This window comes from Micromonospora sp. NPDC048887, assembly GCF_040649715.1.
In the GTDB taxonomy this organism is placed as follows: Bacteria; Actinomycetota; Actinomycetes; order Mycobacteriales; family Micromonosporaceae; genus Micromonospora.
In genome coordinates this window covers 20,726-45,954 of sequence record NZ_JBEZGA010000018.1, presented here as the reverse complement: position 1 = coordinate 45,954, position 25,229 = coordinate 20,726, and the positions used below count along the sequence as shown (strand labels likewise).

Below are 25,229 nucleotides of genomic sequence, written 5' to 3'. Positions count from 1 at the left end.
CTCGATGACGAGCACCGTTACCGCCCCTGCCTGGGGTGTACGCGCGCCCGGCGCCGGTCGGGCGAGCCACATCGCTCCCGGCATGGAGTACCAGGGCACCACCGTCCAGCTGTGCGGCCTGTTCCCCTTCGTCGCCGGATCCGGAGCACCCACCATCGGCGTGCCCATCGGACGACACATGTTGTGGGGCGAGGTCGTCTGCCTCGACCCCCTCGAATGGCTCCGCGAAGGCCTCATCACCAACCCGGGGGTGTTCGTCCTCGGCCAGCCCGGCGTCGGGAAGTCCACCGTGGTCAAACGGCTCATCACCGGCATGACCGGGTTCGGCACCAGCGCGCTGATCCTCGGCGACACCAAACCCGACTACACCCGGCTCGTCGAGCACCTCGGCGGCCAGGTCATCCGGGTCGGACGCGGCCTGGACCGGCTCAACCCGCTGGACTCCGGCCCGCTGGGCAGCGCACTCGCCCGCATGGGCACCGCCGACGCACGGCAACTGCGGCTGGAGATTCGCGGCCGGCGCATGTCCCTACTGCTGGCACTGTGCGCCCTCGTACGCGGACAGGCGCTCAACAACACCGAGGAGATCATCCTCGGCCGCGCGATCGACGTACTCGCTGATCGTCTCGACCACGACCCGACGGTGCCCGACGTGCTCGGCCTGGTCGAAGCCGGCGCCGACGAGCTGCGGGCCGCGGCCCGGGCACGCACCGACGGCGAGTACCGCCGCCGCGTCGACCAGCTGGTACCCACGTTGGCGCTGCTGTGCGAAGGCAGCTTGCGCGGGGTCTTCGACGGTCCGACCACCAGGCCGCTGGACCTGGACGCACCGGCCGTCAGCGTCGACATCTCCCAGGTCGCCGCCGCCGGCGACCAGCTCGTCGCCGCGGCGATGCTGTGCACCTGGGCGTACGGCTTCGGCATGGTCGACGCCGCCTCCGTGCTCGCAGACCAGGGCCTGGCACCACGCCGCCAGTACCTCGGTGTGATGGACGAGCTGTGGCGGGCGCTGCGGGGTGCGTCCGGACTGGTCGAGCACGCCGACGCGCTCACCCGGCTCAACCGGCAACGCGGCATGGCCAGCGTGATGGTCACCCACTCCCTCGCCGACCTCGACGCCTTACCCACACCCGAGGACCGCGCCAAGGCGCAAGGCTTCATCGAACGCTCCGCCATCAAGATCCTCGCCGGACTGCCGCCGCGTGAGCTGAACCGCGTCAACGACGTCATCAAGCTATCCGGGCCCGAGCGCGAACTGGTGGCGTCATGGGCCGCACCGGAAGCGTGGTTCGTCGGCTCCGTGCATCCCGGCCGGGGCAAATACCTGATCAAGACCGGTGAGCGCAACGGGCTGCCGGTGTCGCTGACCCTCGTCGGCGAGGAGTGGGAGCTCTACGACACCGACGCGGCGATCCGGCAGGTGCAGCCATGAGCACCCGACCGGTCGAGCCCCGCGGCACCGCCGGCGGCCCGCTCACCCCGCTCATGCTGCTCGGCCTGGCGTGGGCGGTGATCGCGCTGATGTGGCTGTCCTGGTTGGCGGGGCGGATCGCCGCTGCCGTGACCGGGCATCCCGCCGGTGGTCCCGGCTTCGGGTCCGCGTACCTGGAACACCTGCTGCATGCCGACTGGGCCGCGCTGTGGCCCGGGGTCTCGCCCACCGCGGTCAGTTTCGTCTACGCGGTGTTGCTGCTGGTGCTGGTCGGCGTGGTCACCGTTGCGGCGGTGTGGTGGCAGGGGCGCAGGCCCGACGCGGAGGATCCGCTGCCGTCGCTGGGTGGCGCCGCCGAGGTACGCGCGATGACGTTGCCGGCGGTCGCCACCAAGGCGCGCCGCCTGCGACCCTGCCTGGCCGGCGTACCAGTGAAGGAGATCTCGGCCGAGGCGGCCGGTGTCGTGCTCGGCGCCCATAGGCGCCGGCGCGGCTCGGGTCCTCGCCTCTACTCCTCCTGGGAAGACGTCGTCCTCGCGGTGATGGCACCCCGCGCCGGAAAGACAACCGCCCTGGCCGTGCAGTCCATCCTCACCGCGCCAGGGGCGGCCCTCGCCACCAGCAACAAACCCGACCTCTGGGCCACCACCGCCAGCGCCCGGGCCGAGCACGGAACGGTGTGGGTGTTCGACCCGCAGTCCATCGCCCACGTACCGCAGAGCTGGTGGTGGAACCCCCTCGCCGCAGTGGAAGACGTCGAGGACGCCCACCGGCTGGCCAACCACTTCGTCCAACAGGTACGCAACTCCCACGGCAGCGACGACTTCTGGATCCAGGGCGCGCTGGACCTGCTCACCTCCCTGATCCTCGCCGCCGCGATCGAAGGCCGCACCCTCACCTCGGTACAGGCGTGGCTGTCGGACTCCACCTCCCGCGAGCCGGCCAACATCCTGAAAAGCCACGGCTTCGGCGCCTCCGCCCGAGCCATGTCCGGCCGACAAGCAGGCGCACCCGAAACACGCGAAGGGCTCTACGAAACCGCCCGCACTGCCGCAGCCTGCCTCGCCAACCCGACCATCATGGCCTGGGTCACCCCGCCCGACCGGCCGCTGCCGGCGCTGGACGTCGAAGCGCTCGTCGAGAGCACCGACACGCTCTACCTGCTGTCCAAGGACGGCGCGGGGGCCGCGGCGCCGCTCGTTGCCGGCCTCACCGATCAGGTGCTGCGCGCTGCGGTCACCGTCGCCGAAGCGCACGGAGGCCGGCTCGACCCGCCGCTGGTCGCCTGCCTCGACGAGGCCGCGAACATCTGCAAAATCAGGGATCTGCCGGAGCTGTACAGCCACTTCGGTAGCCGCGGCATCATCCCGCTCACCATCCTGCAGTCCTACCGCCAAGGCACCCGAGTCTGGGGCGAGCACGGCATGGACGCGCTCTGGTCAGCGGCAACGGTCAAGCTGGTCGGCGCGGGAATCGACGACGCCCGGTTCGCCGAGGACCTGTCCCGACTCGTCGGCGAACACGACATCACCGTCGCCTCCCGCAGCCGCGACGGACAGGGCCGCACCTCGTACCAGACCTCGGTTCGCCGGCAGCGGATCCTCGACCCCGCGCAGATCCGGGCGCTGCCGAAGGGGTCGGCGCTGCTGTTCGCCACCGGCGTCGAGGTCGCCATGCTCAATCTGCTGCCCTGGTACGACGAGTCGAACGCCGAGCGACTCACCGCCGCTGTTGCCGCCTCCACCGCTGAGATGACCCGCCACGCCCAGCGCACCCGCGCCGCACGCCGGGACCGCATGGCGCAGCGCTCCTGGCGGGGACAGACCGACCGAAGCTAGCTTGGACATCGGAGGTTGGCTATGGGCGCACCTCGCATCAGTCCTCCGACATTCCCGGTCCGCGGCACCGGTCTCGATCCCGCGCGGCTGGTGGCGGCCGTCGAGGCCGCGGGGAGCTACTACCGCGCCCAGCTCGAACACGCCGACGGCCCTCGCGCCTATCTCACCGGACGTGGCCTCGGTGTCGTTGCGCAGCGGGAGTGGCCGTGGCGGGTCGGATACGCCCCGCCCGGCTGGAGTTCGCTGACGCGTCACCTGCGCGCTGTTGGCTTCACGACGGAGGAGCTGGTCGGCGCCGGCCTGTCGACCCGTACACGGGCGGACCCGGACCGGCTCGTCGACGTGTTCCGGGACCGGATCATGTTCCCCGTGCGCGACCTGGCCGGGCATGCCGTGGGGTTCCTCGGTCGTGCCGGGCCCGGGGCCGGCTCTGGCGTTCCGAAGTACATGAATAGTCCTGAGACGGCGATCTACGACAAGGGACGGCTGCTTTTCGGTGTTGCGGAGCAGCAGGAGCGCCTGGCGGCACGGTGGACGCCGGTCCTGGTCGAAGGGCCCGCCGACGTTCTCGCGGTGTGGCTGTCCTACTCCCGGTCTCGCCGGTCCGGAGCTGCGGCTGTCGCGCCATGCGGCACTGCGCTGACCTCCATTCAGGCCGCGAGCCTGCGGGAGCTGCCCGGTGCGGCGGAGGGGATGGTGGCGGCGTTTGACGCGGACCCGGCCGGCCGGGGTGCGGTGGATCGGGCTTGGCAGCTGCTTCGGCAGCGGCGTCCGCACGGGCCCTTGTCTGTGGCGGAGTTTCGTGCGGGCGCTGATCCGGCGGACCTACTGTGCCAGCCGAATGGTCGGGCTCAGTTGCGGGCCGCGTTGCGGAGGCGGGCGCGGCCGATGCTCGACGCGGTGGTCGACCACCGGCTCGCCCGGCTCGTTGAGCGGCATCCCCGACTGCTGGAGGACATCGACGGCAGATGCGCTGCGGTGCGCCTGCTGGTGCCGCTCTTGTTCGAAGCGGGGAGCCCGGATGAGGCGATCCGGGTGGCCCGACGCATCGTCGCGAACACCGGGGCCGCGGTCGACACCGTTACGCTTGCCGCGATCGGGCATCTGGAAGACGAACTACAACACCTCAGCCTGACCGTTTGCGATTGGACAGCAGGCAGCTGATCGAGCTGGCGGGCGATCAGCCGACGTTCCACCAAACCGCACTCCAAACCCCCTTTTCCGGAATCAGCGCATCCGCACGCGACGGCGAGGCCGCGGTCAGCGTCGTACTCACGGACCTCGAACCGCCTCGGAGTCGGGCGGGAGATCATGTTCGGCCGCTTGGCGTAGGCTCGCAAAGATCGCGACATCTAGAGTCCACGCAACATGAAGCCGCTGCGGCCAAGATTGGGTGCCTACGCGCCAGTAAAGAATGAGCACCGTTTTTGTCGTTGCGCCACCGCCAGGACCCTTTCGCCAACAAGGTTGCGAGTGTCGCATAATGTAGCACGGTTAGGACATCGCTCCTTTTTCTCGAGCCCTCAAGCAAGCTGGACAACAAGATGGCCGCGCACCTGAGGGCGTGGAAATTTTGTTGACCACCCCGGGGCATTCAGTTTTAGGAATGCGGCAACGAGTCTTTTCGCCGTGTGGTTGATCAAGTCTTTTACGGCAGCAGCCAAAGCCGAAAAAATATGCCCACCCGGGGCGACCGTGCGCTAAGAAAAAGTTCGTTAGACCGAATGCCGAAAGTAGCTCATGATCATCTGGCCGCTGAAACCGATTCCAGTCTGCGAGACCCTGATGCACTGCCCCCCTGCCATCAAACCAAAAAGCAGTAATGTAGGCACTAGAAGTATGAAGTCCCGGCCAGTCGTGCGATGTTCGATTGTTGTGCAACTTCAGAAGTGTTCGGAAGTACGGTGCATCCTCAAAACAACTACAGAGCTCGTCAATATACTGCTCGCTAAACGTTCTAAGTGGTGCCAAGAGAAGTATCCGGGTGACATCCAGGCGTTCCCGCGCTTTCTTTATTTCCCATAGGGTTTGCTTCCCTTCTGCAATGTTGACCACTACAATCACTGCCCGGGTTATCAGGCTTGTAACCTCGGCCCGCCACAACCTGTCCGGTACGTAAATGCGCTTTGCACCGGCGGCGGGCAGCCTATCCGACGGCGACCCCATCGCCACGACATCACCGAACGCCCTGCCGAGCAAAAAGCATAGAATCTCCTCCTCGGTATACCTGCGCAACGCGCGCCAGTGGTCGTACAAAGAGGCGTTGATAATCCTTGCGCCAATCCGATCATTTCGAAAAGGCCGGAGATACAATACGAAGCCATCAAGACCCGCAGTCGAGGAAGGCTCCGGCACCTCAGCCGCCAGGCGGCGACTCAATGTATGCAGCTTGCCGGATATTATTGGTAATGAGAAGCCGCAGAAGAACAAAATGGCCATAATTGCCGTCATGGATACCTTCTCCAGCTCGGCACCCTCTAGTCTCTTGCTGAACACAGATGCAGAGACGACGATTGCCGGAATTGACAGCAAGCTGGCGCAACGAAGGATAGCGGCAATGCTGCGACGGACCCTTTGGCGTTGGAGCAGCGCTGCGCGTACGCAGCCCGTGCGCCTGCGGGAACTCGCCTCAAGGAGAACATCAAGTCGATGAATCCTGACAGCAATAAATATTTGAAACCTAAATGACAGCAGCAAAGGAAGTGTCAAGGCAGCTAGAAATGCGGCGGCACGGATCGGCGTCGCCTCAGCTTGGGTTAACGCCACAGCCGGAATAGCAAAAAACCCGACCACTGACACCGAGTGCGGAAACATGCAAAGAGTCAAGATTACGCGCGTAAAGGCGATTAGCAACCGGTTAGTTCCGGTCAACGCACTCCCTCCGGATCTAGAGTTCGACCTCAAGGTATCGGTCGAGAGATTTGCGAATGAGCGAGCATGGGGACGGATTCGCCACCTGCCTGCAGCCACAACCACCTGCAGTCACAAACTTAATCTTCCCGCCGCCTCCTGGAAGTCGCCATGCTGACACTTCTCACGGCAGACTGCTAGATCAGCCCGCCCGGACTCACCACGTCGCCTGGGTCGAGGTTGCATCGAACCCTGACCTTGGTGCTCATCCGGATCGTCTCGATGGCCGACATGTTCGGTATCGTCGGTGTGGCGCTGGCTGGCTTCCGGGCCGACGGGGTGCCGCACCAGCTGGTCAGCCTGCGAGAGGCTGGCCTTGCTGGCGTCCGTGCGGGAAGATTGAGCTATGACTGCTGCCGTCATTGCTGCCAGCGCGAGCGTACTGGTGGCCGTACTTGTATTCACGCTCAACCAAATAGGACAATTCCGACAAGAGCGTAGGCAAGCCAAATTGTCACGAATCAACAGTCAACTTCGAGATCTTTACGGCCCTCTGAACGCGCTGGTCGATGTGAATGAACGAATCTGGACTGCAATGCGATCGGAAGGGCTGCTACCAGCACAGAGCGAAAGGACTCCCGAAGGGGGGACAGATGTCTGGCGACGATGGAGAGACCATGCTCTTCAACCAGCAAATCGGCGGATGCGCGACTTGATTATCGAACACGCCGACCTTCTAATTGGGGTCGAAGTTCCGCAAGTTTTTCGAGATTTCTGCGCGCACGTCGCCGCTCAAGAAATCGTGATAGAAGGCGAAGACGGACATGTCAAGGAGGCCGCGTTGATTAGGCATCCAGGGGCAAATTTCGTTGCACATGTTCACGAGGCGTTCGCCGCACTAAAGAAAGAGCAAGCAGCTCTCCTGCACGTGACCACCAATTAGCTGTCTGCCCAGGCGACCTCCGCTGCCGCGGGAGCTTCGTCGCCCCAAGATTGGCTGGCCGGAGCCACCGCTTCGGACGCCGAGCGTGCTCATTGCGAATCCGCTCATGCCGCCGACGCGCGTCGCGGAGTGCTGTGTCGGCCGCAGCCGGTGAATCACGGTTTCGTCGATCACTTCGGCTTGGCCGCGGTCTAGGGGTGACGACTGCAACGCCCAGGGCAGCGTCAGTCCCACCACCTCCACCAATCCTCGGGTGCGGGCTGAGCCGGCACCCCAGGCGACGAGCGGTGCTGGTGCTTCCCGAGTTCGCCGCCTGGGGTGCAGTTGCGGAACGGGCCGTCGTCACCGTAGAGGATGGGCAGTTGGTGGTCGAGCTCTCGCAGCCAAGGCAGCATGCCGGTCATCTGCAGGCGGGCCTGTTCCCAGCCGTACCAGAGAGCCGTCAGCCGGGTCACTGCTTCGTCGTGGCGCCACCACTGCTCGCACCAGTGCCAGCGAGTCATGCCGACCTCGCCGACCGGACGCGGAAAGGTCGGCAGCAGGTACGTGGTCACCCAAGCCTCGACGGTCGAGTACAGCGGCAGCTGATCATCCCCGTCGCCAGCGTGGGCGCGCTCGGTCTGAGTCTGCTGCAGGTTGGCGACCTGTGCCGCTAGCCTCGCGACCTCAGCGGCCAGTTCGTCGAGCTGAATAGCCGCGTCCGTGCGGATCGGCATCATCGTGTCCTGCCGCGCATCGGCACCGCGGTGACCGCTGCCGCGGGCTGCTTCCTGGCGACCGCCAGGTTGACCTGGGCCACGCGAAGGTTCGGGAAGGCCTGCGCCCAGGCCGGTATCGCAAGCGTGTCAACATGATGGAACGCAGCTGAGGTGACGACGGAGTGATCAGCAGCGTCGTCGTGGAGCACGATCGCCGACTGCTGGACTACATGCTCGCCTGCCGGAGTGCGGGGGTCATCAACTGTCCCGCCGTCGCGGACCCCCTCACCACGCTCGATAGCCGCTCGGCTCTGCAGGTCGCGACCCAGGGCATCCTCCACGTGGCTGCGGGCCAGGCGGATCGCCTCAACCGGCCGCCCGGTAGCCTCGCGGGCTCTAACGGCCTGACTCATCTCCGCTGCAAGGTCACGAAGGAGTTGTACGGGTTCGCCTGCGGGGAGTTTGCCCGTGGCACGCCATTGGCGTTGTAGCTCGTCGAGGGCTTCGGGCCGTACGTGCTCAGCCAGTCTGATCGCCTCCTGCCGGACAGCAGCGTCGAAGTCGTCGACGACCCCACGACCGCCCGGCGGCAGCGCGACCGGCCCGTCAGGCGTGATCCCCGGCCGGTCGGGGGTGCCGCCGTGAGCGCGGGCCCCACCGTGGCGATGACCGGTACGGGCATCGCTCTCCCACACCTCCCGGGCGGCGGCGCGCATGGCTTCGGGGATCGGGGTTCCGGCCTGCCTGTGGCGTTCGTAGGCGTCCATCAGGTCGGGGCGGAACTGGCGCAGTCGTTGCTCGGCGAATTCCGTAAAGCGGCGGGCGACCGGGTCGCTGCCGGAGTGGAGCGTCGCGGTACGCCAGACGGCGGCGGCCTCGGCGAAGGTGGCCTTGTTGACCAGCCAGCCACCGTCAAGCGATCCCGCCATCCGTTCGCGGTCCACGCGTACCTTGGCGGCCAGTCGGTCGGCTTCGCGGCGGGCTGCCGCGGCGGCCTGGTCGCGGTGGGCTTGGCGTTCGCGGTCGGCGGCCTTGTTCTGGATGCCGACGGCGGCCCAGCGGGCGCCGGCCTCGCCGACGGTTGCCATCGTGGCCAGCCCTTGCAGGAACTGTTGGCGGGTCTCGGCCATCGGGTCCTCGTGTTGCTGCGGGTGCGGCACGTGCACCTCCCTTGCCTGCTCAGCGGCCGCGCGTCACGCGTCGGCCGCCTCCCACTGTCGGTTCGGAGGTGGGCGTGGCAGTGAGCGGCAGCGCTACCGCCGGTTGCCGGCCACCCGCTACCAGCCGCAGCGCATCGGCCGCGGCTCGCGCCGCCTCGGCCTGGTGCAGGCGCTGCTGTGCCGTGCGTAGCTGCTCGAGGGTGTCAGCGAGGCGGGCCAGGTCCATCACCAGCGCGAGCGCGGCGATGGCGTCGTCGTCGCCGGTTATGCGGCCCATCAGCGCTACCAGCCGCGACATGGCGCGCATCTCCTGGCTGCGGCCGGTGGGCCGACGGGCCCGCCCGTACAGGTCGCGGGCCGCCCGGTCGAAGACCTCGGCGGCTCGGTGCAGCGGCCCGCGCCGGTCACCCTCCATCGCGTACGCCAAGCTGGTGAGCACATCTGCCGCGGCGACCGCGGTGGCCTGCGCCCGGCCCGGTTCGGTACGGGCGGCGCGGCGGATGTCGTCGGCGGCTGCGGTGGCGACCTTGGCGGCCTGGCGCATCGCCTCGACACGTTCGCTGCGGCCGACCGTTGGTGCCGTCTGCTGCGGCGTCGGGGTGCCCCAGCGCAGCCGCAGCTTGGGCAGGGTCATGTCGGGCGCCAGCTGGCCTCCGCCGAAGTAGACCGGTTGTCCGCCGGCGGTCCGGGCGCCGGGTAGCGCCACCGCGTACCCGGTGATCTGCTGGGCGTCGGTGCTGCTGTGTCGGAGTCGGACCAGCACTCCTGCTTCGCGGAGCCGGGTGAAGAATTCCTCCTCGGAGCCGGCTGCGGCCACGGCTCTGCGTACGCGCCGGCGCAGCTCGTCGCGGGGCGTCTGGGCGCGGCCGGTGCGGCGGGCCTTGCTGACCTCGACCGGGTGGGGACGGCGGTGGGCGGTCCGGTCCGCCGGCGGGACCTGGCGGTGCAGGTTGTAGCGGCGAGCGACGTTGTAGGTGGCCTTGACGCAGCGCGGGTAGTCGTTGCGCATCCAGTTGGTCCGCCCGTCCTCGCGCACCAGCGTGGCGACGATATGTACGTGGTCATCGGCGTGCCGCATGGCGATCCACCGCAGGCCCGGATCAGTCGCGGTAGTGGCGATCCCGACTTCGGTGAGCATCTGCACCGCCATGCCTGCCCACGTCGAGTCACTGATGGTGCGGTGCCGGTCCTCGGGCGCCAGCCGCATGCTGGCGTGCCACACGAACTTGTTCGGCGGCCGGTAGCCCGCCCGGACCGGCTGCTCGAGCAACGCCGTCAGCGCCCGGAAATCCCGCCTGCCGCCGGCAGTGGCCTTGGGCTCCAGGTCCGTCAGCGGACCCGCGCCGTCCCAGGCGGCCACCAGGTGGGGATTGGTGTGCTCCTCCGCCTTGCCCGGGCCCCACAGGTAGCGCAGCAGTCCGCCGACCCGCGAGCCGCGTCGGTGCACGCGGGTGATCACCGCAGTCTCCGGTGGATCATGGAGATCATCTCGTCGAGCCGAGCCACCGCTGCGGCACAAAGGCGGACGGCGTCGGTTGTCCAGTCCGGTAGCTGGCCGGTGGCGTGGAAGGCCGCGGCGGCCTGGTTGACGTTGTTGCCAAACATCGCCACGGCGCGGCGGGCAGCGAACAGCTCATGCTGCAGGCCTCGCAGGTCACCGATCGCGTCGCTGGGAGCTTGGCCGGCGGTCGTGGCGGCGACGGCCGCCTTGGCCGCGTATCCCGTGGGGGTCAGGTCTGCGGCTGCGGCTGCCGCGTCGATCGCAGCCTTTTCCTCGTCCGATAGTCGGAGCAGCATCGCGTGCGGGCGGGCCGGCCGCTGGTGGGCACGGTGCCGGGCCTTCCGGGGTGGGGCGGGCTGATCGTTTTCCATCACCCGCCACTGTGCGCCCCGGGCGCTGCCGGCAAGTGAGCGTCCGGGGCTACCAGCGCCGCTGGGCTGTCGGCGTACGAGGTCTCGGCCACGTATGCCTGAGTGGGGTCCGTCCGCGTACCCACCGACTGCCCTCGGTATAGGCCAGCTCGGGCGCGGTCTGCCGCGCTGGTCTGGGACGGCCAAGCTTGCGCCTGCCGACCTGCTGGCGTCGTTGCGGTCGCCGGCGGGCGCTGCGGTAGTCATTCGAGAGCAAGCCGACCCGCACCGCAGCCGCGCAGCGGCGAGGAGCGGAAGCGGCGCGGTAGCAGGTGTAGTCCTGCGATTCCACCCCACCGCCGTTCGTCAAGCTACGCCTGGGCGTGGGCCGGAGACTGGTCCCGATCGTCCGCACCTACCTGGCCGCACTCAACCGAACGTCTGCACGGGGCCGGCGCGGGGTGTGCGGGCCTGCCTCCATTGCCGATCTGCGACCGCGCACGGTCGCAGATCGATAAGCAATGGCCATATCTTGCTCCGACAGCAGAGCAAGGGCGACGCCGCCGCACTAGTCATCTCAACGGCCGAGCGGTGCCGGCCGGAGCCGTTATGCGGCTCGCGGCTCACTCGCGGGCGTTCGCTTGTCGGGATCGGCCTGAGGTCTCACCTTCATCGAGCTGGACTCACAGGCGTACCAGGGCCTACTGGGCTTCGCTGGGTCGGCACTCGATGGCGTCGGCTAGCGCGCGGAGGCGCCTCGCTCCCGCTAGAGCATCGCCGAGAACGTACGTCGCGAATCTTGGGTCGTCGGCTGGATCGACCAGCCGCAGGGCACCAGCGTGCAAGCCTGACATGACGTCAATCGCATTGACGATCTCTTCTACACTCGGACGGAGTTCCGTTCTTCGCCCGTCCCGAGAAATATCTCGGGCAGAAATCGCCTCGCCCGCCTCTCTCTCCTCCTCAGCGAGCTTGGCAAGCAGGAACGACACGATTTGCAACTCCCGCCGGCGGTCCGCGATCAAATCGTCGAGATCCGAAAGTCCGTTCGGAACGAGGAACAACTGGCCTATTTCGTACGGCCGAAGCCCCAAGGCGATCGAGGCCTCCGCGAGCGTTCCCAACCGGTCGGCGTCTAGCAGCACCCACTTCTTCTGCGACGCCATGTTCTTAATGGTGTCACCGCTGAAGCCGGGACCAACGATTGCGATGAAACTGGCATGCTGGCGCCCTTTGTGCGTTTCGATCGCTACATCGCTCACGTCGGTGTGGGTAACATGGCCGGACGATCGCGCCTTCGCTTCGATGATCGCCGTCGCTTGTGAACCGTCGCCGTTACGCCATCGGACAAGGATGTCCGTGTCGCCAGATCTGCCGATCGCGCGAGCCTCGAACCCCATAGCGAGAAAAGAGTCACAGATGGCTTTCTCAAAAGCCCGGCCGGCACCTTCGCCTCCGGCCAGAGGGTCCCTGGAGAGGCGGGCTAGGTCCTGCTTCACCTGAAGCGGCTGAGTTCCATCCGGCACCCGTCGAGTGTCCTGCGTCTGAGCTGAACGCCCATGCGGAGTGCTCGGCACGTCGGCTAAAGGCAACTCAGCCGCCAGCGCGGCCCCTCGCGGCGTGGCCCGGAGACTCCCGTAGCGCGGCTCCTCGATTAGTCCGGTGTTGAGCAGGAAGCTAGCAATCCAGCGGCACTTATCAATGTTCAACCCGAATTGGGCAGCTTCAGAGTACATCTCATTTCGAGTGACGTCATTTTCCACCGCACGGATCATCTCACCGACGAATCGCATGTGGGCGTGCAAGATTCGTAAGAAGTTTACGTCCTCACCCGACTCGACCCATGCTCTCGCCGCTGGCGTGGCCTCAAAAACCCCGCGACCCACCTCGATGAGAAGACCTGACGCCCGCAAGAACGGCAGCATCGACTCCACGCTGCTGCGCCTCAGGTCGAACGTCTCGCTAATGAACGAAAAGAGCTCTCTTCGTTCGATCCGCCCCAGGGTCGCGTTCATGATGGTTCTGAGATTTTCGACCTTATTGGGATTCGACGGCGGACTCGGCACCCAAATGTTGTAGGTGTTGCGCGACTCATGCGTGCGCGCCGACGTCGAGAATTCCTCCAGAAGAGCAGCAATCTCGGCCGGAGCCTCAGGAAGCTCGGCCACGCTAACAGCTGCTGCACGGAAAGCCTCCGGCCCTACCAGCACACGACCTACGAGCACAGTCCGCCCAGCTGGCGTGATGCCCCACCGCCGGTTGCCGACTGCCTCGATCAGGCCGAGAACCTCCTGCCAGTCCATCCGGATACGAGTGTTCCCCTTGCTTTTCCAAGACTGCTTATATCGCGCTCGAATACGCTCATCAACCTCGTCGACGGTTAGCGGCTCCACGGCGATCAGCGATAGTACCTCCGCGAACAGCCTGATGCGGTCGGCCAGGATCGTCGCCAGACGTGCAGGCGTCGGATCGGACTGAAGCTGCAAGCCGGTCGCGGTTAGGTGAAGCTCGTCCGCGGCGTTTCCGACGAGCTGGAGGCCGCGAAGGAAGCCGTAGTAGGCCCGCCATGTCGCGGGCTCCATCCTGGGAGCTGCGCCGCCTTGACGTCGTTCGACGCTCTCGATGTCAAACGACAACTCCGGCTTCATGTCAAGGCCGACCGCGCGACCTTCGCCAACCTGCTTAACGAGCTCAAGGACCAGCCGAAGCCACACGGCCTTACCGCCGAGCAGCCCTGGGATCGCGCTGGCCTGCTTGCGCCAGAGCGCCCTCTGTTCGGCAAGATCTTGGGGACGGCCGAAGGTGTCACTCTGCGCCATGGTCGCCATAGTAAAAGTTTTTAAAAAAGTAATCAATATCATTGCGGAGTTCTCTGGCTCATTCACGATTGCACGAGCACGCATCCACGACGGTCGCGTTGCACCCGGGCTATCAGGGCGCCCGGGAGGCATCAGACCCCCTGTTCCTCGGCCAACCGTTCTCCTGCTGGTCGCGTCTCTAGCCGCGCGATCGCCTCATCGCTGCCGGGCCACGTCGCGGGGATCAGCGTCGACCACCCCGACTTCATGTCGAAGATGCGCCGAATCTCCGACCTCTACGGCCATCCATCCGCCGATGGGCGGGTCCTGCGTGTGGACAAGTTCGAGCCGCTGAACCTGCGACCCCGCCGGGACTGGCGACATCAGGGACGCCAGGTCCGGCTGCGGGCCAACGACACAACGCGACCGGGGCCTGCGACACATGATCGCCGCACTGGACCTGGCCAGGAAAACGGCGCTACCACATCCGGGACAGCAAACGCTGGCGCGAGTCTCACAGCTTCCTCAAGACCCCGCACTGCCGCTGCCCGACCAACGACTCTGCCTGATCCTGAGCAACTTCTCCCCGCGCAAACACCCGAGGGCGCCTGGCACACCGAACTTCCGCCCCGCAGATCTGCGATCCCGCTGGTTGCGGTGCCGTCAGCGCCTTCAGCGGTAGCCGGTGCCGGATGAACGAGGCGCTACCGACGCTCCGACTTGGGCAGCCGAAGGAGAGGTAGCGCCACAAGCAACGCCCGAACCGGATGGTCGTGTCGAGGCATGTCAGACCATGCCTCTCCAGCCGGACGCCCAGGCGTCCGCTCCCCTCGACCTAAGGAGCAGGGTGATGACCGTCAGCACTCTCAACCGGGACGAGCTACTCCAACTACCGGCGATGGTCGATCTCGCGACCGCCGCTCGCGCTCTCGGCGTGGGCCGCACGAAGGCTTATGAACTGGCGAAGAGCGGCGCCTTCCCCTGCCCGGTGCTTCGGATCGGAACCACCTACCGCGTACGTACGGCGGACCTGCTTAGGCTCGTTGGCATCGAACGGCAGCAGTCCGGCCGCGAGGATCCTCTAGTGCGAACGGACACCTGAGTCTACGTCTCTCGCTGATGGCCGGCCTCGTCGGGCGCAGCGGCCGCCCACGCCGGCCGGTACCGCCCGGCGAGCACGTCGTCGACGAGCAGCGCGAGAATGCCGGACGGCGTGAGATCAGGCCGCATCGCCGTCAGCCTCTCCATCTCCGAGGGTGTGAGGCGGATCTTGACCTGCTGATCCCGCCTTTCCCGCGTCGGCAGCGGCGGCAGGTTCTCGGCGACAGGACGCTGTCGCGGCATGCCTCAACTCCTCGAACTGTCAGAACGGCTAGGTGACGAGTCGAGGTTGCCACATCCCACACCGCCTATCACCAATCACCAACTCACGAGTCCGACGGGACCGCGAATAGGTACCTCTTCTAGGTACCATCGGGTCAAGTGCGCGGTAGCTTCACGCACGAGACCAGGGCGGCAGCCCATCCCTCATGGAAGGAACAGGACGCACGTGAGCGCCTCGGACCCGATCAAGAAGGTCACCCTTCGCAGCGGCAAGACCCGCTACCGGTTCGTCCTCGACGTCGGGCGCAAGCCGGACGGACGTCGCGACCAACGCACCTACACGTTCGACACCAGGAAGGAGGCCAAGGCGGAGTACGCCCGGATCAAGCACGAGACCGACCGCGGCACGTACGTCAAGCCCGGCAGGATCACCGTCGATGAGTTCCTCGACGAGTGGCTGGCGTCCGCCACTCGCGATGTCGAGAAGGCCACCACCGCGAACTACCGCGACGCGCTCCTGCCTGTCCGCGCCCGCCTCGGCATCAAGGCGCTCCAGGACCTCACCGAGGCCGACATCGAGGCGCTGATCGACTGGATGCTCACGGAGGGACGGCGCCGGGGCGGCAAGCCGGGAACGGGGTTGGGCGTCCGGTCAGTCCGCCTGACCCTCGGCCGACTCCGGACCGCGTTGAACGTCGCGGTTCGCCGTCAGCTCGTGGTGCGGAACGTCGCGGCATTCGTGACCATCCCCCGGGCAGCGGCGAAGGCCGCCGCTGAGGAGAAGGCGAGGCACAAGCCCTGGACCCAGGACGAGGTGAAGGCGTTCCTGGCCGGCATCGCCGGCGAGCGTCTGCATGCTCCCTGCCTGCTGTCGCTCATGGGTCTGCGGCCCGCTGAGGTGTGCGGGCTGCGGTGGTCCGATGTCGACTTCGAGGCCGGGACGATCGCCGCCGGCGACAACACCCGGACGCTCGTTGACGGCGAGGTCGAGGAAAAGGAGGCCAAGTCCGCGGCCGGCAAGCGCGGGCTACCGATGCCGGCCACGGTCGCGAAGGCGCTGAAGGACTTCCAGACCCTGCAGAAGAAGGAACGACTGCAGACGGGCGAGGCATACGTCGACAGCGGCTACGTCCTGGTCGACGAGCTCGGCCGCCCCCAACGCACCGACTGGCTGCGCCGCCGGGTCTACAAGCTGATGGAGAAGGTCGGCGTGCGGAAGGTCCGGCCCTACGATGCCCGCCACGCCTGCCTGACCTACCTCGCCGGCGCCGGGGTGCCCGACGTCGTGCTGGCGGCCTGGGCCGGTCACGCGGACGGCGGCACGCTGGCCAAGCGGGTCTACGTCCACCCGGACAACAGCCACCTCAAGGTCGCCGCCGAGCACCTGGAATCGGGCCTGTTCGGGTGACTCCCGTGACACGAAATTCAGCAGTACGCGCGTACGTGATGAATTGTGAGACGAAACAGCAAGAAGGCCTCGACCCACCAAAGTGAATCAAGGCCCTGACCTGCTCTTTTGCTGTCGGGACGGCCGGATTCGAACCGACGACCCCTTGACCCCCAGTCAAGTGCGCTACCAAGCTGCGCCACGTCCCGATGCCCCCGCCAGGTCTCCCCCGCGGCAGCCGGTACAGCTTAGCGCAGGATCTTCGCACCGCGCGCAGAGGCCCCTCCCGCGCCGCGCGCCACACCCCCTAGAGCATCCTAGGAGGGTGTGGCGCGGCAAAACGGCGGCGCCCGAAGCGTCAGCCGTGGGCCTTGCCCCGGCCTCCGGGGCCGAGCTTCTTGCGCGGGCGTACCGAGATCTCGATCGGGCTGCCCTCGAAGCCGAACTCCTCGCGGAGCTTGCGCTCCACGAAGCGCTGGTAGCCGGCGTCCAGCGGCCCGGTGGTGAACAGCACGAAGCGCGGCGGCGCCGCCCCGGCCTGGGTGGCGAACAGGATGCGCGGCGCGCGTCCGCCGCGTACCGGGTGCGGGGTGGCCTGGACCAGCGCGGTGAGCCACTGGTTGAGCTGCGCGGTGGGGATGCGCGTCTCCCAGCTCGCCAGCGCCTTGTGCAGCGCGGGCGCGAGCTTGTCGACCGCGCGGCCGGTCTTCGCGGACAGGTTCAGCCGGATCGCCCAGGGGATGCGCCGCAGCTCCCGGTCGATCTCCTTGTCCAGGTAGTAGCGGCGGTCGCCGTCGACCAGGTCCCACTTGTTGAACGCGATGACCAGCGCCCGGCCGGACTCGACGACCATGGTGAGGATCCGCTGGTCCTGCTCGCTGATCACCTCGCTGGAGTCGAGCAGCACCACGGCGACCTCGGCCGCCTCGATCGCCGAGGCGGTACGCAGGCTGGCGTAGTACTCGGTGCCGCTGGCCTTGCCGACCCGCTTGCGCAGGCCGGCGGTGTCGACCAGCTGCCAGGTCTCGCCGCCGATCTCGACCAGGCTGTCGACCGGGTCGACTGTGGTGCCGGCGACCGAGTCGACCACCGCGCGCTCCTCGCCGGAGAAGCGGTTGAGCAGGCTGGACTTGCCGACGTTGGGGCGGCCCACCAGCGCCACCCGGCGGGGGCCGCGCGGCCGGTCCTCCACGATCTTCGGCGCCTCGGGCAGCGCGTCCATGATCGCGTCGAGCAGGTCGCCGGAGCCCCGGCCGTGCAGTGCCGAGATCGGGAACGGCTCACCGAGGCCGAGCGACCACAGCGAGGTCGCCTCCATCTCGATGGTGGCGTTGTCGGCCTTGTTCGCGATGAGGATCACCGGCTTGGCGCTGCGGCGCAGCATCTTCACCGCTGCCTCGTCCACGTCGGTCGCGCCGACCATGGCGTCCACCACGAACAGCACCACGTCGGCGGTCGCCACAGCGGTCTCGGCCTGCGCGGCGATGGCCGCGGCCCGGTCCTTGGCGTCGGGCTCCCAGCCGCCGGTGTCCACCACCGTGAACGCCCGGCCGTTCCACTGCGCGTCGTAGGGCACCCGGTCCCGGGTCACGCCGGGGATGTCCTCCACGACCGCCTGCCGGCGGCCGATGATGCGGTTGACCAGCGTGGACTTGCCGACGTTCGGACGGCCGACCACTGCCACCACGGGCTGCGGGCCGGTCGGCTCACCGGAGTCGGCCTCCGGCTCGCGCAGCTCCACCCAGCTACCGAAATCATTGTCACTCACGCCACACCCCGCTCGGTGAGCATGTCGCGCAGACGTGCCACTACCTCGTCGATGCCCAGCTCGGTGGTGTCCAGCACCACCGCGTCGGGGGCCTGCTGCAACGGGTTGACCGTGCGGGTCGAGTCGAGCCGGTCCCGGCGGGCCAGGTCGGCGGCGGTCGCCGCGACGTCGGCGGCGTCCTCGGCGCTGCGGCGCTTCGCGCGCGCCGCCTCGGAGGCGGTCAGGTACACCTTCAGGTCCGCGTCCGGCGCGACCACCGAGCCGATGTCCCGGCCTTCGACCACGATCCGGCCCGCGTCGGCGATCACCCGCCGCTGCCGGTCCACCAGCAGCTCGCGTACGGCGGCGACGGCGGCGACCGCGGACACCGCCTGAGTCACCTCGGCGCCGCGGATGGCTGTGGACACGTCGGTGCCGTCGACTGTCACGGCGTACCCCTGGGGGTCGGTGCCGATGCGGAGGTCGGCCTCGGCGGCGACCTTCGCCACCGACTCGGTGTCGGTGAGTTCCACCCCGGAGCGCAGGACCGCCCAGGTCAGCGCCCGGTACATGGCGCCGGTGTCGAGGTAGCGGGCGCCCAGGCCCGTGGCCAGTCGCCGCGACACGGTGGACTTCCCCGAACCGGACGGCCCGTCCACAGCGACCACACATCGCCCGGCCGGTACGTTTTCCTCCACCGTTGTCCTCCTCAGCCCGTACCTCGCGGGTCGCCCGATTCCCGGGCGCCGTTGAGCGGATGGTTCTGTCGTCAATCATGCCCGCGCCGCGCGGGCGTCCCGCCGGGCAAGCGTGTGCCGGCCGCGGACCGCGTCGAAGCCTACCGGGAGCGGTACCCCGATCGGCGGGTCAGTCACCCACCGCCTTGAACAGGGCGGCGACCTCCGCGTTCGTCAGCCGCCGCAGCCGCCCGGTGCGCAGGTCGCCGAGCTTGATCGGACCGATCGAGGTACGGATCAGACGGGACACCGGGTGTCCCACCTCGGCCATCAGGCGCCGGACGATGTGCTTGCGCCCCTCGTGCAGGGTCAGCTCCACCTGGGCGGTTTTACCGAGCGTGTCGACCACCTTGAACCCGTGGACCTTCACCGGCCCGTCCTCCAGCTCGACGCCGGCGGTGAGCCGCTTGCTCAGGTTGCGCGGGATCGGCCCGGCGACCTCGGCGAGGTAGGTCTTGAGCACCTCGTACGACGGGTGCATGAGCTTGTGGGCGAGGGTGCCGTCGTTCGTGAGCAGGAGCAGGCCCTCGCTGTCGGCGTCGAGCCGCCCGACGTGGTAGACCCGCTGCTCCAGCCGCGCGCCGATGAAGTCGGCGAGCTCGGTGCGGCCCTTCTCGTCAGCCATGGTGGTGACCACCCCGCGCGGCTTGTTCATCGCCACGTAGACCAGGCGGACGTCGGCCTGGAGCCGCTCCCCGTCGACGACGATCACGTCGCGGGCCGGGTCGGCCTTGTCGCCGAGCTGCGCCACCCGCCCGTTCACTGTCACCCGGCGCCGGAAGATCAGGTCTTCACAGGCGCGCCGGGAACCCACCCCCGCGGCGGCGAGCACCTTCTGCAGGCGCTCGGCGCCCTCGTACACGGGGGCGTCGGGCTTCGGGGCACGGTCATCGCGTCGCATCGGCAAGCTCTTCTACGTCGTCGGGAAGGAACGGGGCGAGCGGCGGCAGGTCGTCCACCGAGTTCAGCCCCAGCTTCTCCAGGAACATGGTGGTGGTCCGGTAGAGGTAGGCGCCGCTGTCCGCTTCGGTGCCGCACTCCTCGACCAGGCCGCGACCCACCAGGGTACGGAGGACCCCGTCGCAGTTGACACCCCGGATGGCCGAGATGCGGGAACGGGTCACCGGCTGGCGGTAGGCGACCACGGCCAGGGTCTCCAGCGCGGCCTGGGTCAGCCGCACGGACTGCCCGTCCAGCACGAACCGTTCCACGTACGTCGCGTATTCCGGGCGGGTGTAGAGACGCCAGCCACCCGCCGCCCGGCGCAGGTCGAACCCGTGCCCGGCCGCGGTGTACCCGGCGGCGATCTCGTCGAGCATCGCGCCGACCCGCTCCGGGGCCTGTTCGAGGACCTCGGCCAGGGTCAGCTCGCTGACCGGCTGGTCCACCACGAGCAGGATCGCCTCCAGGGCGCCGCGCAGCTCCGCGTCGTCCAGGACGGGTGCGGGCGGCGGTTCCGGCACGGCTCGCCGCCGTCCCCGCTTCGGGGGTACGCCCTCAGCACCCGCTCCCCCGCCCTCCTGCCGCGCCGCGTCCCGCCCGGCGTCGTCGCCGAGGGCGGCCACTGGCCGATCGCCGACCGCAGGCGACGGGCGATCGTCGTCGGACCCCTCAGCGCCCGCCGCACCGCCCCCGGACCCGGTCGCCGTCCCGCCCGCCCCGCTCGCCCCGCCCGCCCCGCCCGCCCCGCCCGCCCCGCTCGCCCCGCTCGCCCCGCTCGCCCCGCTCGCCCCCGAGATCTTGGTACGGTCCCGCCCCTCAGAGGGCGCCCCCGTACCAAGATCCGGCACGGCCGGGACCGCAGCGGCGATCTTGGAAGGAATCGGCCCCTCTGAGGGCCCCTCGCTTCCAAGATCTGTGGACGGCTTCGATGCGGTGTCCGTGATGTCGGGTTTCGAGGGGTGGGTGTCGGCCGGGACGGTGTCGTCCGGGGCGGGCTTGGGCGGGGTGGGGCGCTCCCACGGGGGCACCCAGGCGGCGGCCTGGTCGGCCAGGGAGTCGCGGCGTTCCTGGTCGCTCATCCGTTCACTCCTGCGTCGGTGCGGGTTCGTCCGCCGCCTCGGTGGGCACGGCGGGCTCGGATGCCGTAGGCGCTGCGACGCCGCCCGGCACGGCGGCATCGCCAGTCACGGCAGCATCGCCAGTCACGACGGCGCCGGCCGGAGCATCGTCGGCCGGAGCAGCAGCGTCGTCGGCCGGCGCGGCGGGGACGGACGTGGTCGTGGGCTCGGGGGTGCCGGCGTACTCGTCGACTGTCAGCTCGGCGTCACCGTCGGCCGGGCCGGTCCAGCGGACCGTCAGCTCCTCCAGCGCCTGCTCCTGCACGAACGCCACCAGGCCCTGCCGGTACAGCTCCAGCAGCGCCAGGAACCGGGCCACCACTTCGAGCGTCATCTCGCAGTCGGCGCAGAGCAGCGAGAACGTGGCGACCCCGGCTCGGCGCAGCCGGTCGGCGATGATGCCGGCGTGTTCCCGGACGCTGACCCGGACCATGTGCACGTGCGCGATGGACACCTCGGGCACCGGTTTCGGGCTCATCGCCTTGACCGCCAGCTTGCGCAGCCGCTCCGGGCCGATGCCGAGCACCAGGTCGGGCAGCGCCTCGGCGTACCGCGGTTCGAGGGTGACCGCCCGCGGGTAGCGCCGGCCGCCGACCGCCTCCAGCTCGGCGATGTGCGCGGCGGCCTCCTTGTACGCCTTGTACTGCAACAGCCGGGCGAACAACAGGTCCCGCGCCTCCAGCAGCGCCAGGTCCTCCTCGTCCTCGACCTCGGCCGAGGGCAGCAGCCGGGCCGCCTTCAGGTCCAGCAGGGTGGCGGCGACGAGCAGGAACTCGCTTGTCTCGTCCAGGTCCCACTGGTCGCCCATGGCGCGCAGGTACGCGATGAACTCGTCGGTGACCTTGTGCAGGGCGACCTCGGTGACGTCCAGCTTGTGCTTGCTGATCAGCTGGAGCAGCAGGTCGAACGGGCCGGTGAAGTTGTCCAGCCGGACAGTGAAGCCACTGGTCTCCGGGCTGTCGGGCACCACACCGTCGACCTCGGCGGCCAGCTCCGCGGCGACGGCGGCGTCACCGGGGCCGTGCGGCGGGTCGAGGGGCGGTGCGGTCACCGGGAAACCGTAGACGACGCGGCGGGCAGCCGGCGTACGCCCTACCGGTCCGCCTGGGCGGCGATGACCTCCCGGGCCAGCTGCCGGTAGTTGCGCGCGCCGGAGGAGGCCGGGTCGAGGGTGGTGATCGGGGCGCCGGCCACCGTGGACTCGGGGAACTTCACCGTCTTGGTGATGACGGTCTGGTAGACCTTGTCGCCGAACGCCTCGACCACCCGCTGCAGCACCTGCCGGCAGTGGGTGGTGCGGCTGTCGTACATGGTGGCGAGGATGCCTTCGAGTTCCAGGTCGAAGTTGAGCCGCTCGCGCACCTTGTCGATGGTGTCCAGCAGCAGCGCCACACCGCGCAGGCTGAAGAACTCGCACTCCAGCGGGATGAGCACGCCGTGCGCGACGGTGAGCGCGTTGATCGCCAGCAGGCCCAGCGAGGGCTGGCAGTCGATCAGGATGAAGTCGTACTCCTTGCGGATGGTGCGCAGCACCCGCGCCAGGGCCATCTCCCGGGCGACCTCGTTCACCAGCTGGATCTCGGCGGCGGAGAGGTCGATGTTGGCGGGCAGCAGGTGCAGGCCGGCCACGTCGGTCTTGATCAGGACGTCCTCGGCGGTGACGTCGTCCTGCATCAGCAGGTTGTAGACCGACAGGTCCAGGTTGTGCGGGTTGACGCCCAGCCCGACGGAGAGGGCGCCCTGCGGGTCGAAGTCGACGAGGAGCACCTTGCGGCCGTACTCGGCCAGGGCCGCGCCCAGGTTGATGGTCGTCGTGGTCTTGCCGACGCCGCCCTTCTGGTTGGCCATCGCGATGATCCGCGCCGGGCCGTGCCGGTCGGTCGGCATGGGTTCGGGGATCGGCTTGCGCATGGTGTACGCGGCCGGGTCGGCGGGGCCGAGATCGGCACCGAGCGTCGCCTGCTGCTCACGGAGCTCCGACGTCCAGGTCTCGGCACGGTCACCGTTGCCTGCCATGTCCTCGTTGCCCCCTCCCGACGACCACCCGGCGTCGGAGCCGTCCGACGTCCCTCGCGGCGCCGCTGCGCACCCCCGGTCCGTCGTACCTGGAGGCCCGCGCCGATGCCGACTGTACGCCACCGGCCAGCAGCGCGTTCGGTAGCGGGTCGGCGTGTCGGCCGCCCGTCAGCCAGGGCCGGTCGCGTCGGCGCTCAGCGGGCGCGCGGATGCGCTGTCGCGTACACCTCGCGCAGCCGCTCCACGGTCACCAGCGTGTAGACCTGGGTGGTGGTCACCGAGGCGTGGCCGAGCAGTTCCTGCACCACGCGCACGTCGGCGCCGCCGTCGAGCAGGTGGGTGGCGTACGAGTGGCGCAGCGTGTGCGGGGAGACCGCGTCGCGCCCGTCGACGGGCAGGCCGGCGCGGGTGGCAGCGGAGCGCAGCACCGCCCAGGCGCCCTGCCGGGTGAGCGGGCCACCACGGGCGTTGACGAAGACCGCGTGGGTGCCACGCCCGGCGGCGAGCAGCGCCGGGCGGCCCCGGACCAGCCAGGCGCGCAGCGCGTCGGCCGCGTACCCGCCGACCGGGACCAGCCGGGTCCGGCCGCCCTTGCCGCGCAGCAGCACGGTGCCGGCGTCCAGGTCGAGGTCGTCGACCGCCGCGCCGACCGCCTCGGAGATGCGCGCGCCGGTGCCGTACAGGAATTCCAGCAGTGCCCGGTCGCGCAGCGCGCGGGCGGCGGCGTCGCCGGTGGCGCCGGGCAGGCCGGCGGCCTCCAGCAGCCGCAGGACCGCGTCGACCGGCAGCGCCCGGGGCAGCCGGCGCGGCGGTGCGGGCGGCCGGACGTCGCGGCTGGGGTCGGCGCCGGCGAGTCCCTCGCGCAGCGCGAAGCGGTGCAGGCCGCGTACCGCGCTGGCGGCGCGGGCGGCGGACGAGACGGCGAGCGGCGGGTGGTCGTCGTCGCCCGCGCGCAGCCGGGCCAGGTGGGCCTCGACCTGCGCGGGCCCGGCGGCGGCCAGGTCGGTCACCCCGGCCGCGGCCAGGGTGGCCAGGTAGCGGTCCAGATCCCGGCGGTACGAGGCGAGCGTGTTCGCGGACAGCCCGCGTTCGACGGTGAGGTGGTCCAGGTAGGCCCGGACCGCACGGCGCAGGGCCGGCGCGGGTTCCGCGCCGGCCCTGCGCACCGCGGCGTCGGTCAGCTCAGCACCTCGTCCAGCGGCAGCACGTCCATGCCGTGCGCCTCGGCGACCGGCCCGTAGACGACCTTGCCGGCGTGGGTGTTCAGGCCCAGCGCCAGCGCCGGGTCGTTGCGCAGCGCCTGCTGCCAGCCCTGGTTGGCCAGTTCGAGGGCGTACGGCAGGGTGACGTTCGTCAGCGCGTAGGTGCTGGTGTTCGGCACCGCGCCCGGCATGTTCGCCACGCAGTAGAAGATCGAGTCGTGGACCTTGTAGACCGGGTCGGCGTGCGTGGTCGGGCGCGAGTCCTCGAAGCAGCCGCCCTGGTCGATGGCGATGTCGACGAGCACACTGCCCGGCTTCATCCGGGAGACCAGCTCGTTGGAGATGAGCTTCGGGGCCTTCGCGCCGGGCACCAGCACCGCGCCGATGACCAGGTCCGCGTCGAGCACGGCCCGTTCGATCTCGTACGCGTTGGAGGCGACGGTCTGCAGGTGGCCCCGGTAGATGGCGTCGGCCTGGCGCAGCCGGGCCACGTTCTTGTCCAGCAGCAGCACCTCGGACTGCAGGCCGAGCGCGATGGCGGCGGCGTTCAGGCCGGACACGCCCGCGCCGATGACCACGGTCTTCGCCGCGTACACGCCGGAGACGCCGCCGGGCAGCACGCCCCGCCCGCCGCCGGTGCGCATCATGTAGAAGGCGCCCACCTGCGGGGCGAGCCGGCCGGCCACCTCGGACATCGGGGCCAGCAGCGGCAGCGACCGGTCGGGCAGCTCGACCGTCTCGTACGCGATGCCGGTGACCTTGCGGTCGACCAGCGCGTCGGTGCACTCGCGGGACGCGGCCAGGTGCAGGTAGGTGAACAGCACCTGCCCCTCGCGCATCCGGTGGTACTCCTCGGCGATCGGCTCCTTGACCTTGAGGACAAGCTCGGCGGTGTCCCACACCTCGTCGGCGGTGGCCAGGATCTTCGCGCCGGCGGCGGCGAACTCGTCGTCGGTGATGCTGGAGCCGACGCCCGCGCCTGCCTCCACGAAGACCTCGTGGCCGTGGCGGGTGAACTCGTTGACGCCCGCGGGTGTGATCGCCACCCGGTACTCGTGGTTCTTGACCTCGCGGGGGATTCCGACCTTCACGATGCAGACACCTTCCTCCGGGGCGGTTCACCCCCGACTGCGCGGCGCCGCGCCGGCTCCGTTGCCGGCGCGGTCTGCCGGTCCCGCCGGCGGCAG

General features: G+C 69.0%; 20 protein-coding genes, 1 tRNA gene and 1 pseudogene. 6 read left to right on the top strand and 16 right to left on the bottom strand.

Annotated elements, in window-relative coordinates:
- Positions 1 to 4: 4 nt before the first annotated feature.
- From AB0C17_RS24035 to AB0C17_RS24025, 3 genes are read left to right on the top strand one after another with little or no spacing between them, the layout of a single operon-like run.
- Positions 5 to 1,432, top strand: coding sequence for a hypothetical protein (locus AB0C17_RS24035; protein ID WP_357388347.1), 1,428 nt, complete (start codon positions 5 to 7; stop codon positions 1,430 to 1,432).
- Positions 1,429 to 3,270, top strand: coding sequence for a TraM recognition domain-containing protein (locus AB0C17_RS24030; protein ID WP_357388345.1), 1,842 nt, complete (start codon positions 1,429 to 1,431; stop codon positions 3,268 to 3,270). Before AB0C17_RS24035 ends, AB0C17_RS24030 begins: the two co-directional genes overlap by 4 nt.
- Before the next feature lie 21 nt (positions 3,271 to 3,291).
- Positions 3,292 to 4,434: a toprim domain-containing protein gene (locus tag AB0C17_RS24025; RefSeq protein WP_357388343.1), complete on the top strand. Its 1,143-nt coding sequence runs from the start codon at positions 3,292 to 3,294 to the stop codon at positions 4,432 to 4,434.
- Positions 4,435 to 4,764: 330 nt separating this feature from the next.
- On the opposite strand, the gene AB0C17_RS24020 is transcribed toward AB0C17_RS24025, so the two are convergent.
- Positions 4,765 to 6,084 (bottom strand): hypothetical protein, encoded by a 1,320-nt coding sequence (locus AB0C17_RS24020; protein ID WP_357388341.1) that lies wholly within the window; start codon positions 6,082 to 6,084, stop codon positions 4,765 to 4,767.
- 442 nt (positions 6,085 to 6,526) lie between these two features.
- On the opposite strand from AB0C17_RS24020, the gene AB0C17_RS24015 reads away from it, so the two are divergent.
- Positions 6,527 to 7,063: a hypothetical protein gene (locus tag AB0C17_RS24015; protein ID WP_357388339.1), complete on the top strand. Its 537-nt coding sequence runs from the start codon at positions 6,527 to 6,529 to the stop codon at positions 7,061 to 7,063.
- Positions 7,064 to 7,287: 224 nt separating this feature from the next.
- Here the strand turns inward: AB0C17_RS24015 and AB0C17_RS24010 are convergent, their stop codons facing one another.
- The 5 genes from AB0C17_RS24010 to AB0C17_RS23990 form a co-directional block, all read right to left on the bottom strand.
- Entirely contained in the window at positions 7,288 to 7,779 is a 492-nt protein-coding gene (locus AB0C17_RS24010) for a DUF4913 domain-containing protein (protein WP_357388337.1), read from the bottom strand.
- Positions 7,779 to 8,921 carry a hypothetical protein gene (locus tag AB0C17_RS24005; RefSeq protein WP_357388336.1) on the bottom strand — a complete coding sequence of 381 codons (1,143 nt, stop codon included), beginning with the start codon at positions 8,919 to 8,921 and terminating at the stop codon, positions 7,779 to 7,781. Before AB0C17_RS24005 ends, AB0C17_RS24010 begins: the two co-directional genes overlap by 1 nt.
- A gap of 19 nt (positions 8,922 to 8,940) precedes the next feature.
- Positions 8,941 to 10,380: a relaxase gene (locus AB0C17_RS24000; protein WP_357388334.1), complete on the bottom strand. Its 1,440-nt coding sequence runs from the start codon at positions 10,378 to 10,380 to the stop codon at positions 8,941 to 8,943.
- Positions 10,377 to 10,793: a hypothetical protein gene (locus AB0C17_RS23995; protein ID WP_357388332.1), complete on the bottom strand. Its 417-nt coding sequence runs from the start codon at positions 10,791 to 10,793 to the stop codon at positions 10,377 to 10,379. Before AB0C17_RS23995 ends, AB0C17_RS24000 begins: the two co-directional genes overlap by 4 nt.
- A 680-nt stretch (positions 10,794 to 11,473) precedes the next feature.
- Positions 11,474 to 13,591, bottom strand: a complete 2,118-nt coding sequence (locus AB0C17_RS23990; RefSeq protein ID WP_357388330.1) for a restriction endonuclease — start codon at positions 13,589 to 13,591, stop codon at positions 11,474 to 11,476.
- A gap of 829 nt (positions 13,592 to 14,420) precedes the next feature.
- Between AB0C17_RS23990 and AB0C17_RS23985 the strand changes: the two genes are divergently transcribed.
- Positions 14,421 to 14,672, top strand: a complete 252-nt coding sequence (locus AB0C17_RS23985) for a helix-turn-helix domain-containing protein (protein ID WP_209961227.1) — start codon at positions 14,421 to 14,423, stop codon at positions 14,670 to 14,672.
- A gap of 2 nt (positions 14,673 to 14,674) precedes the next feature.
- On the opposite strand, the gene AB0C17_RS23980 is transcribed toward AB0C17_RS23985, so the two are convergent.
- A complete protein-coding gene (locus AB0C17_RS23980; protein ID WP_357388326.1) occupies positions 14,675 to 14,914 on the bottom strand; it encodes a hypothetical protein in 240 nt (79 codons plus the stop codon).
- A 205-nt stretch (positions 14,915 to 15,119) separates the two neighbouring features.
- Here AB0C17_RS23980 and AB0C17_RS23975 point away from each other — a divergent pair, with 205 nt between their 5' ends.
- Positions 15,120 to 16,301, top strand: coding sequence for a tyrosine-type recombinase/integrase (locus AB0C17_RS23975; RefSeq protein ID WP_357388324.1), 1,182 nt, complete (start codon positions 15,120 to 15,122; stop codon positions 16,299 to 16,301).
- A 114-nt stretch (positions 16,302 to 16,415) separates the two neighbouring features.
- Here AB0C17_RS23975 and AB0C17_RS23970 read toward each other — a convergent pair.
- The 9 genes and pseudogenes from AB0C17_RS23970 to ald form a co-directional block, all read right to left on the bottom strand.
- Positions 16,416 to 16,489 (bottom strand) — tRNA-Pro (locus tag AB0C17_RS23970).
- A gap of 149 nt (positions 16,490 to 16,638) precedes the next feature.
- Positions 16,639 to 18,021: a ribosome biogenesis GTPase Der gene (gene der / locus AB0C17_RS23965; protein ID WP_357473010.1), complete on the bottom strand. Its 1,383-nt coding sequence runs from the start codon at positions 18,019 to 18,021 to the stop codon at positions 16,639 to 16,641.
- Between the two features lie 23 nt (positions 18,022 to 18,044).
- The gene (gene cmk / locus AB0C17_RS23960; protein ID WP_357388322.1) at positions 18,045 to 18,725 is read right to left on the bottom strand and encodes a (d)CMP kinase; all 681 of its coding nucleotides are present in this window, start codon (positions 18,723 to 18,725) and stop codon (positions 18,045 to 18,047) included.
- Positions 18,726 to 18,894: 169 nt separating this feature from the next.
- Complete coding sequence (locus tag AB0C17_RS23955) at positions 18,895 to 19,665, bottom strand: pseudouridine synthase (protein ID WP_357388320.1); 771 nt, start codon at positions 19,663 to 19,665, stop codon at positions 18,895 to 18,897.
- A pseudogene (gene scpB, locus AB0C17_RS23950) lies at positions 19,652 to 20,251 on the bottom strand (SMC-Scp complex subunit ScpB); the annotation flags it as partial. The gene AB0C17_RS23955 and the pseudogene scpB, both read right to left, overlap by 14 nt.
- Positions 20,252 to 20,789: 538 nt before the next feature.
- Positions 20,790 to 21,875: a ScpA family protein gene (locus AB0C17_RS23945; RefSeq protein ID WP_357388318.1), complete on the bottom strand. Its 1,086-nt coding sequence runs from the start codon at positions 21,873 to 21,875 to the stop codon at positions 20,790 to 20,792.
- A 41-nt stretch (positions 21,876 to 21,916) separates the two neighbouring features.
- Positions 21,917 to 22,840, bottom strand: coding sequence for an AAA family ATPase (locus tag AB0C17_RS23940; protein WP_013285595.1), 924 nt, complete (start codon positions 22,838 to 22,840; stop codon positions 21,917 to 21,919).
- A gap of 194 nt (positions 22,841 to 23,034) precedes the next feature.
- A complete protein-coding gene (locus AB0C17_RS23935) occupies positions 23,035 to 24,006 on the bottom strand; it encodes a tyrosine recombinase (protein WP_357472875.1) in 972 nt (323 codons plus the stop codon).
- Between the two features lie 11 nt (positions 24,007 to 24,017).
- A complete protein-coding gene (gene ald, locus AB0C17_RS23930) occupies positions 24,018 to 25,133 on the bottom strand; it encodes an alanine dehydrogenase (RefSeq protein WP_174537683.1) in 1,116 nt (371 codons plus the stop codon).
- Positions 25,134 to 25,229 lie beyond the last annotated feature (96 nt).

What these genes read in the sequence shown, in the direction of transcription:
- AB0C17_RS23995 (WP_357388332.1), bottom strand. Translation starts at nt 10,793, where the DNA reads ATGGAAAACGATCAGCCCGCCCCACCCCGGAAGGCCCGGCACCGTGCC.
- AB0C17_RS23955 (WP_357388320.1), bottom strand. Translation starts at nt 19,665, where the DNA reads ATGCGACGCGATGACCGTGCCCCGAAGCCCGACGCCCCCGTGTACGAG.
- AB0C17_RS24030 (WP_357388345.1), top strand. Translation starts at nt 1,429, where the DNA reads ATGAGCACCCGACCGGTCGAGCCCCGCGGCACCGCCGGCGGCCCGCTC.
- AB0C17_RS23985 (WP_209961227.1), top strand. Translation starts at nt 14,421, where the DNA reads ATGACCGTCAGCACTCTCAACCGGGACGAGCTACTCCAACTACCGGCG.
- AB0C17_RS24025 (WP_357388343.1), top strand. Translation starts at nt 3,292, where the DNA reads ATGGGCGCACCTCGCATCAGTCCTCCGACATTCCCGGTCCGCGGCACC.
- AB0C17_RS23990 (WP_357388330.1), bottom strand. Translation starts at nt 13,591, where the DNA reads ATGGCGCAGAGTGACACCTTCGGCCGTCCCCAAGATCTTGCCGAACAG.
- AB0C17_RS23980 (WP_357388326.1), bottom strand. Translation starts at nt 14,914, where the DNA reads ATGCCGCGACAGCGTCCTGTCGCCGAGAACCTGCCGCCGCTGCCGACG.
- AB0C17_RS24035 (WP_357388347.1), top strand. Translation starts at nt 5, where the DNA reads ATGACGAGCACCGTTACCGCCCCTGCCTGGGGTGTACGCGCGCCCGGC.
- AB0C17_RS24015 (WP_357388339.1), top strand. Translation starts at nt 6,527, where the DNA reads ATGACTGCTGCCGTCATTGCTGCCAGCGCGAGCGTACTGGTGGCCGTA.
- AB0C17_RS24020 (WP_357388341.1), bottom strand. Translation starts at nt 6,084, where the DNA reads ATGTTTCCGCACTCGGTGTCAGTGGTCGGGTTTTTTGCTATTCCGGCT.
- AB0C17_RS23940 (WP_013285595.1), bottom strand. Translation starts at nt 22,840, where the DNA reads ATGGCAGGCAACGGTGACCGTGCCGAGACCTGGACGTCGGAGCTCCGT.
- AB0C17_RS24010 (WP_357388337.1), bottom strand. Translation starts at nt 7,779, where the DNA reads ATGCCGATCCGCACGGACGCGGCTATTCAGCTCGACGAACTGGCCGCT.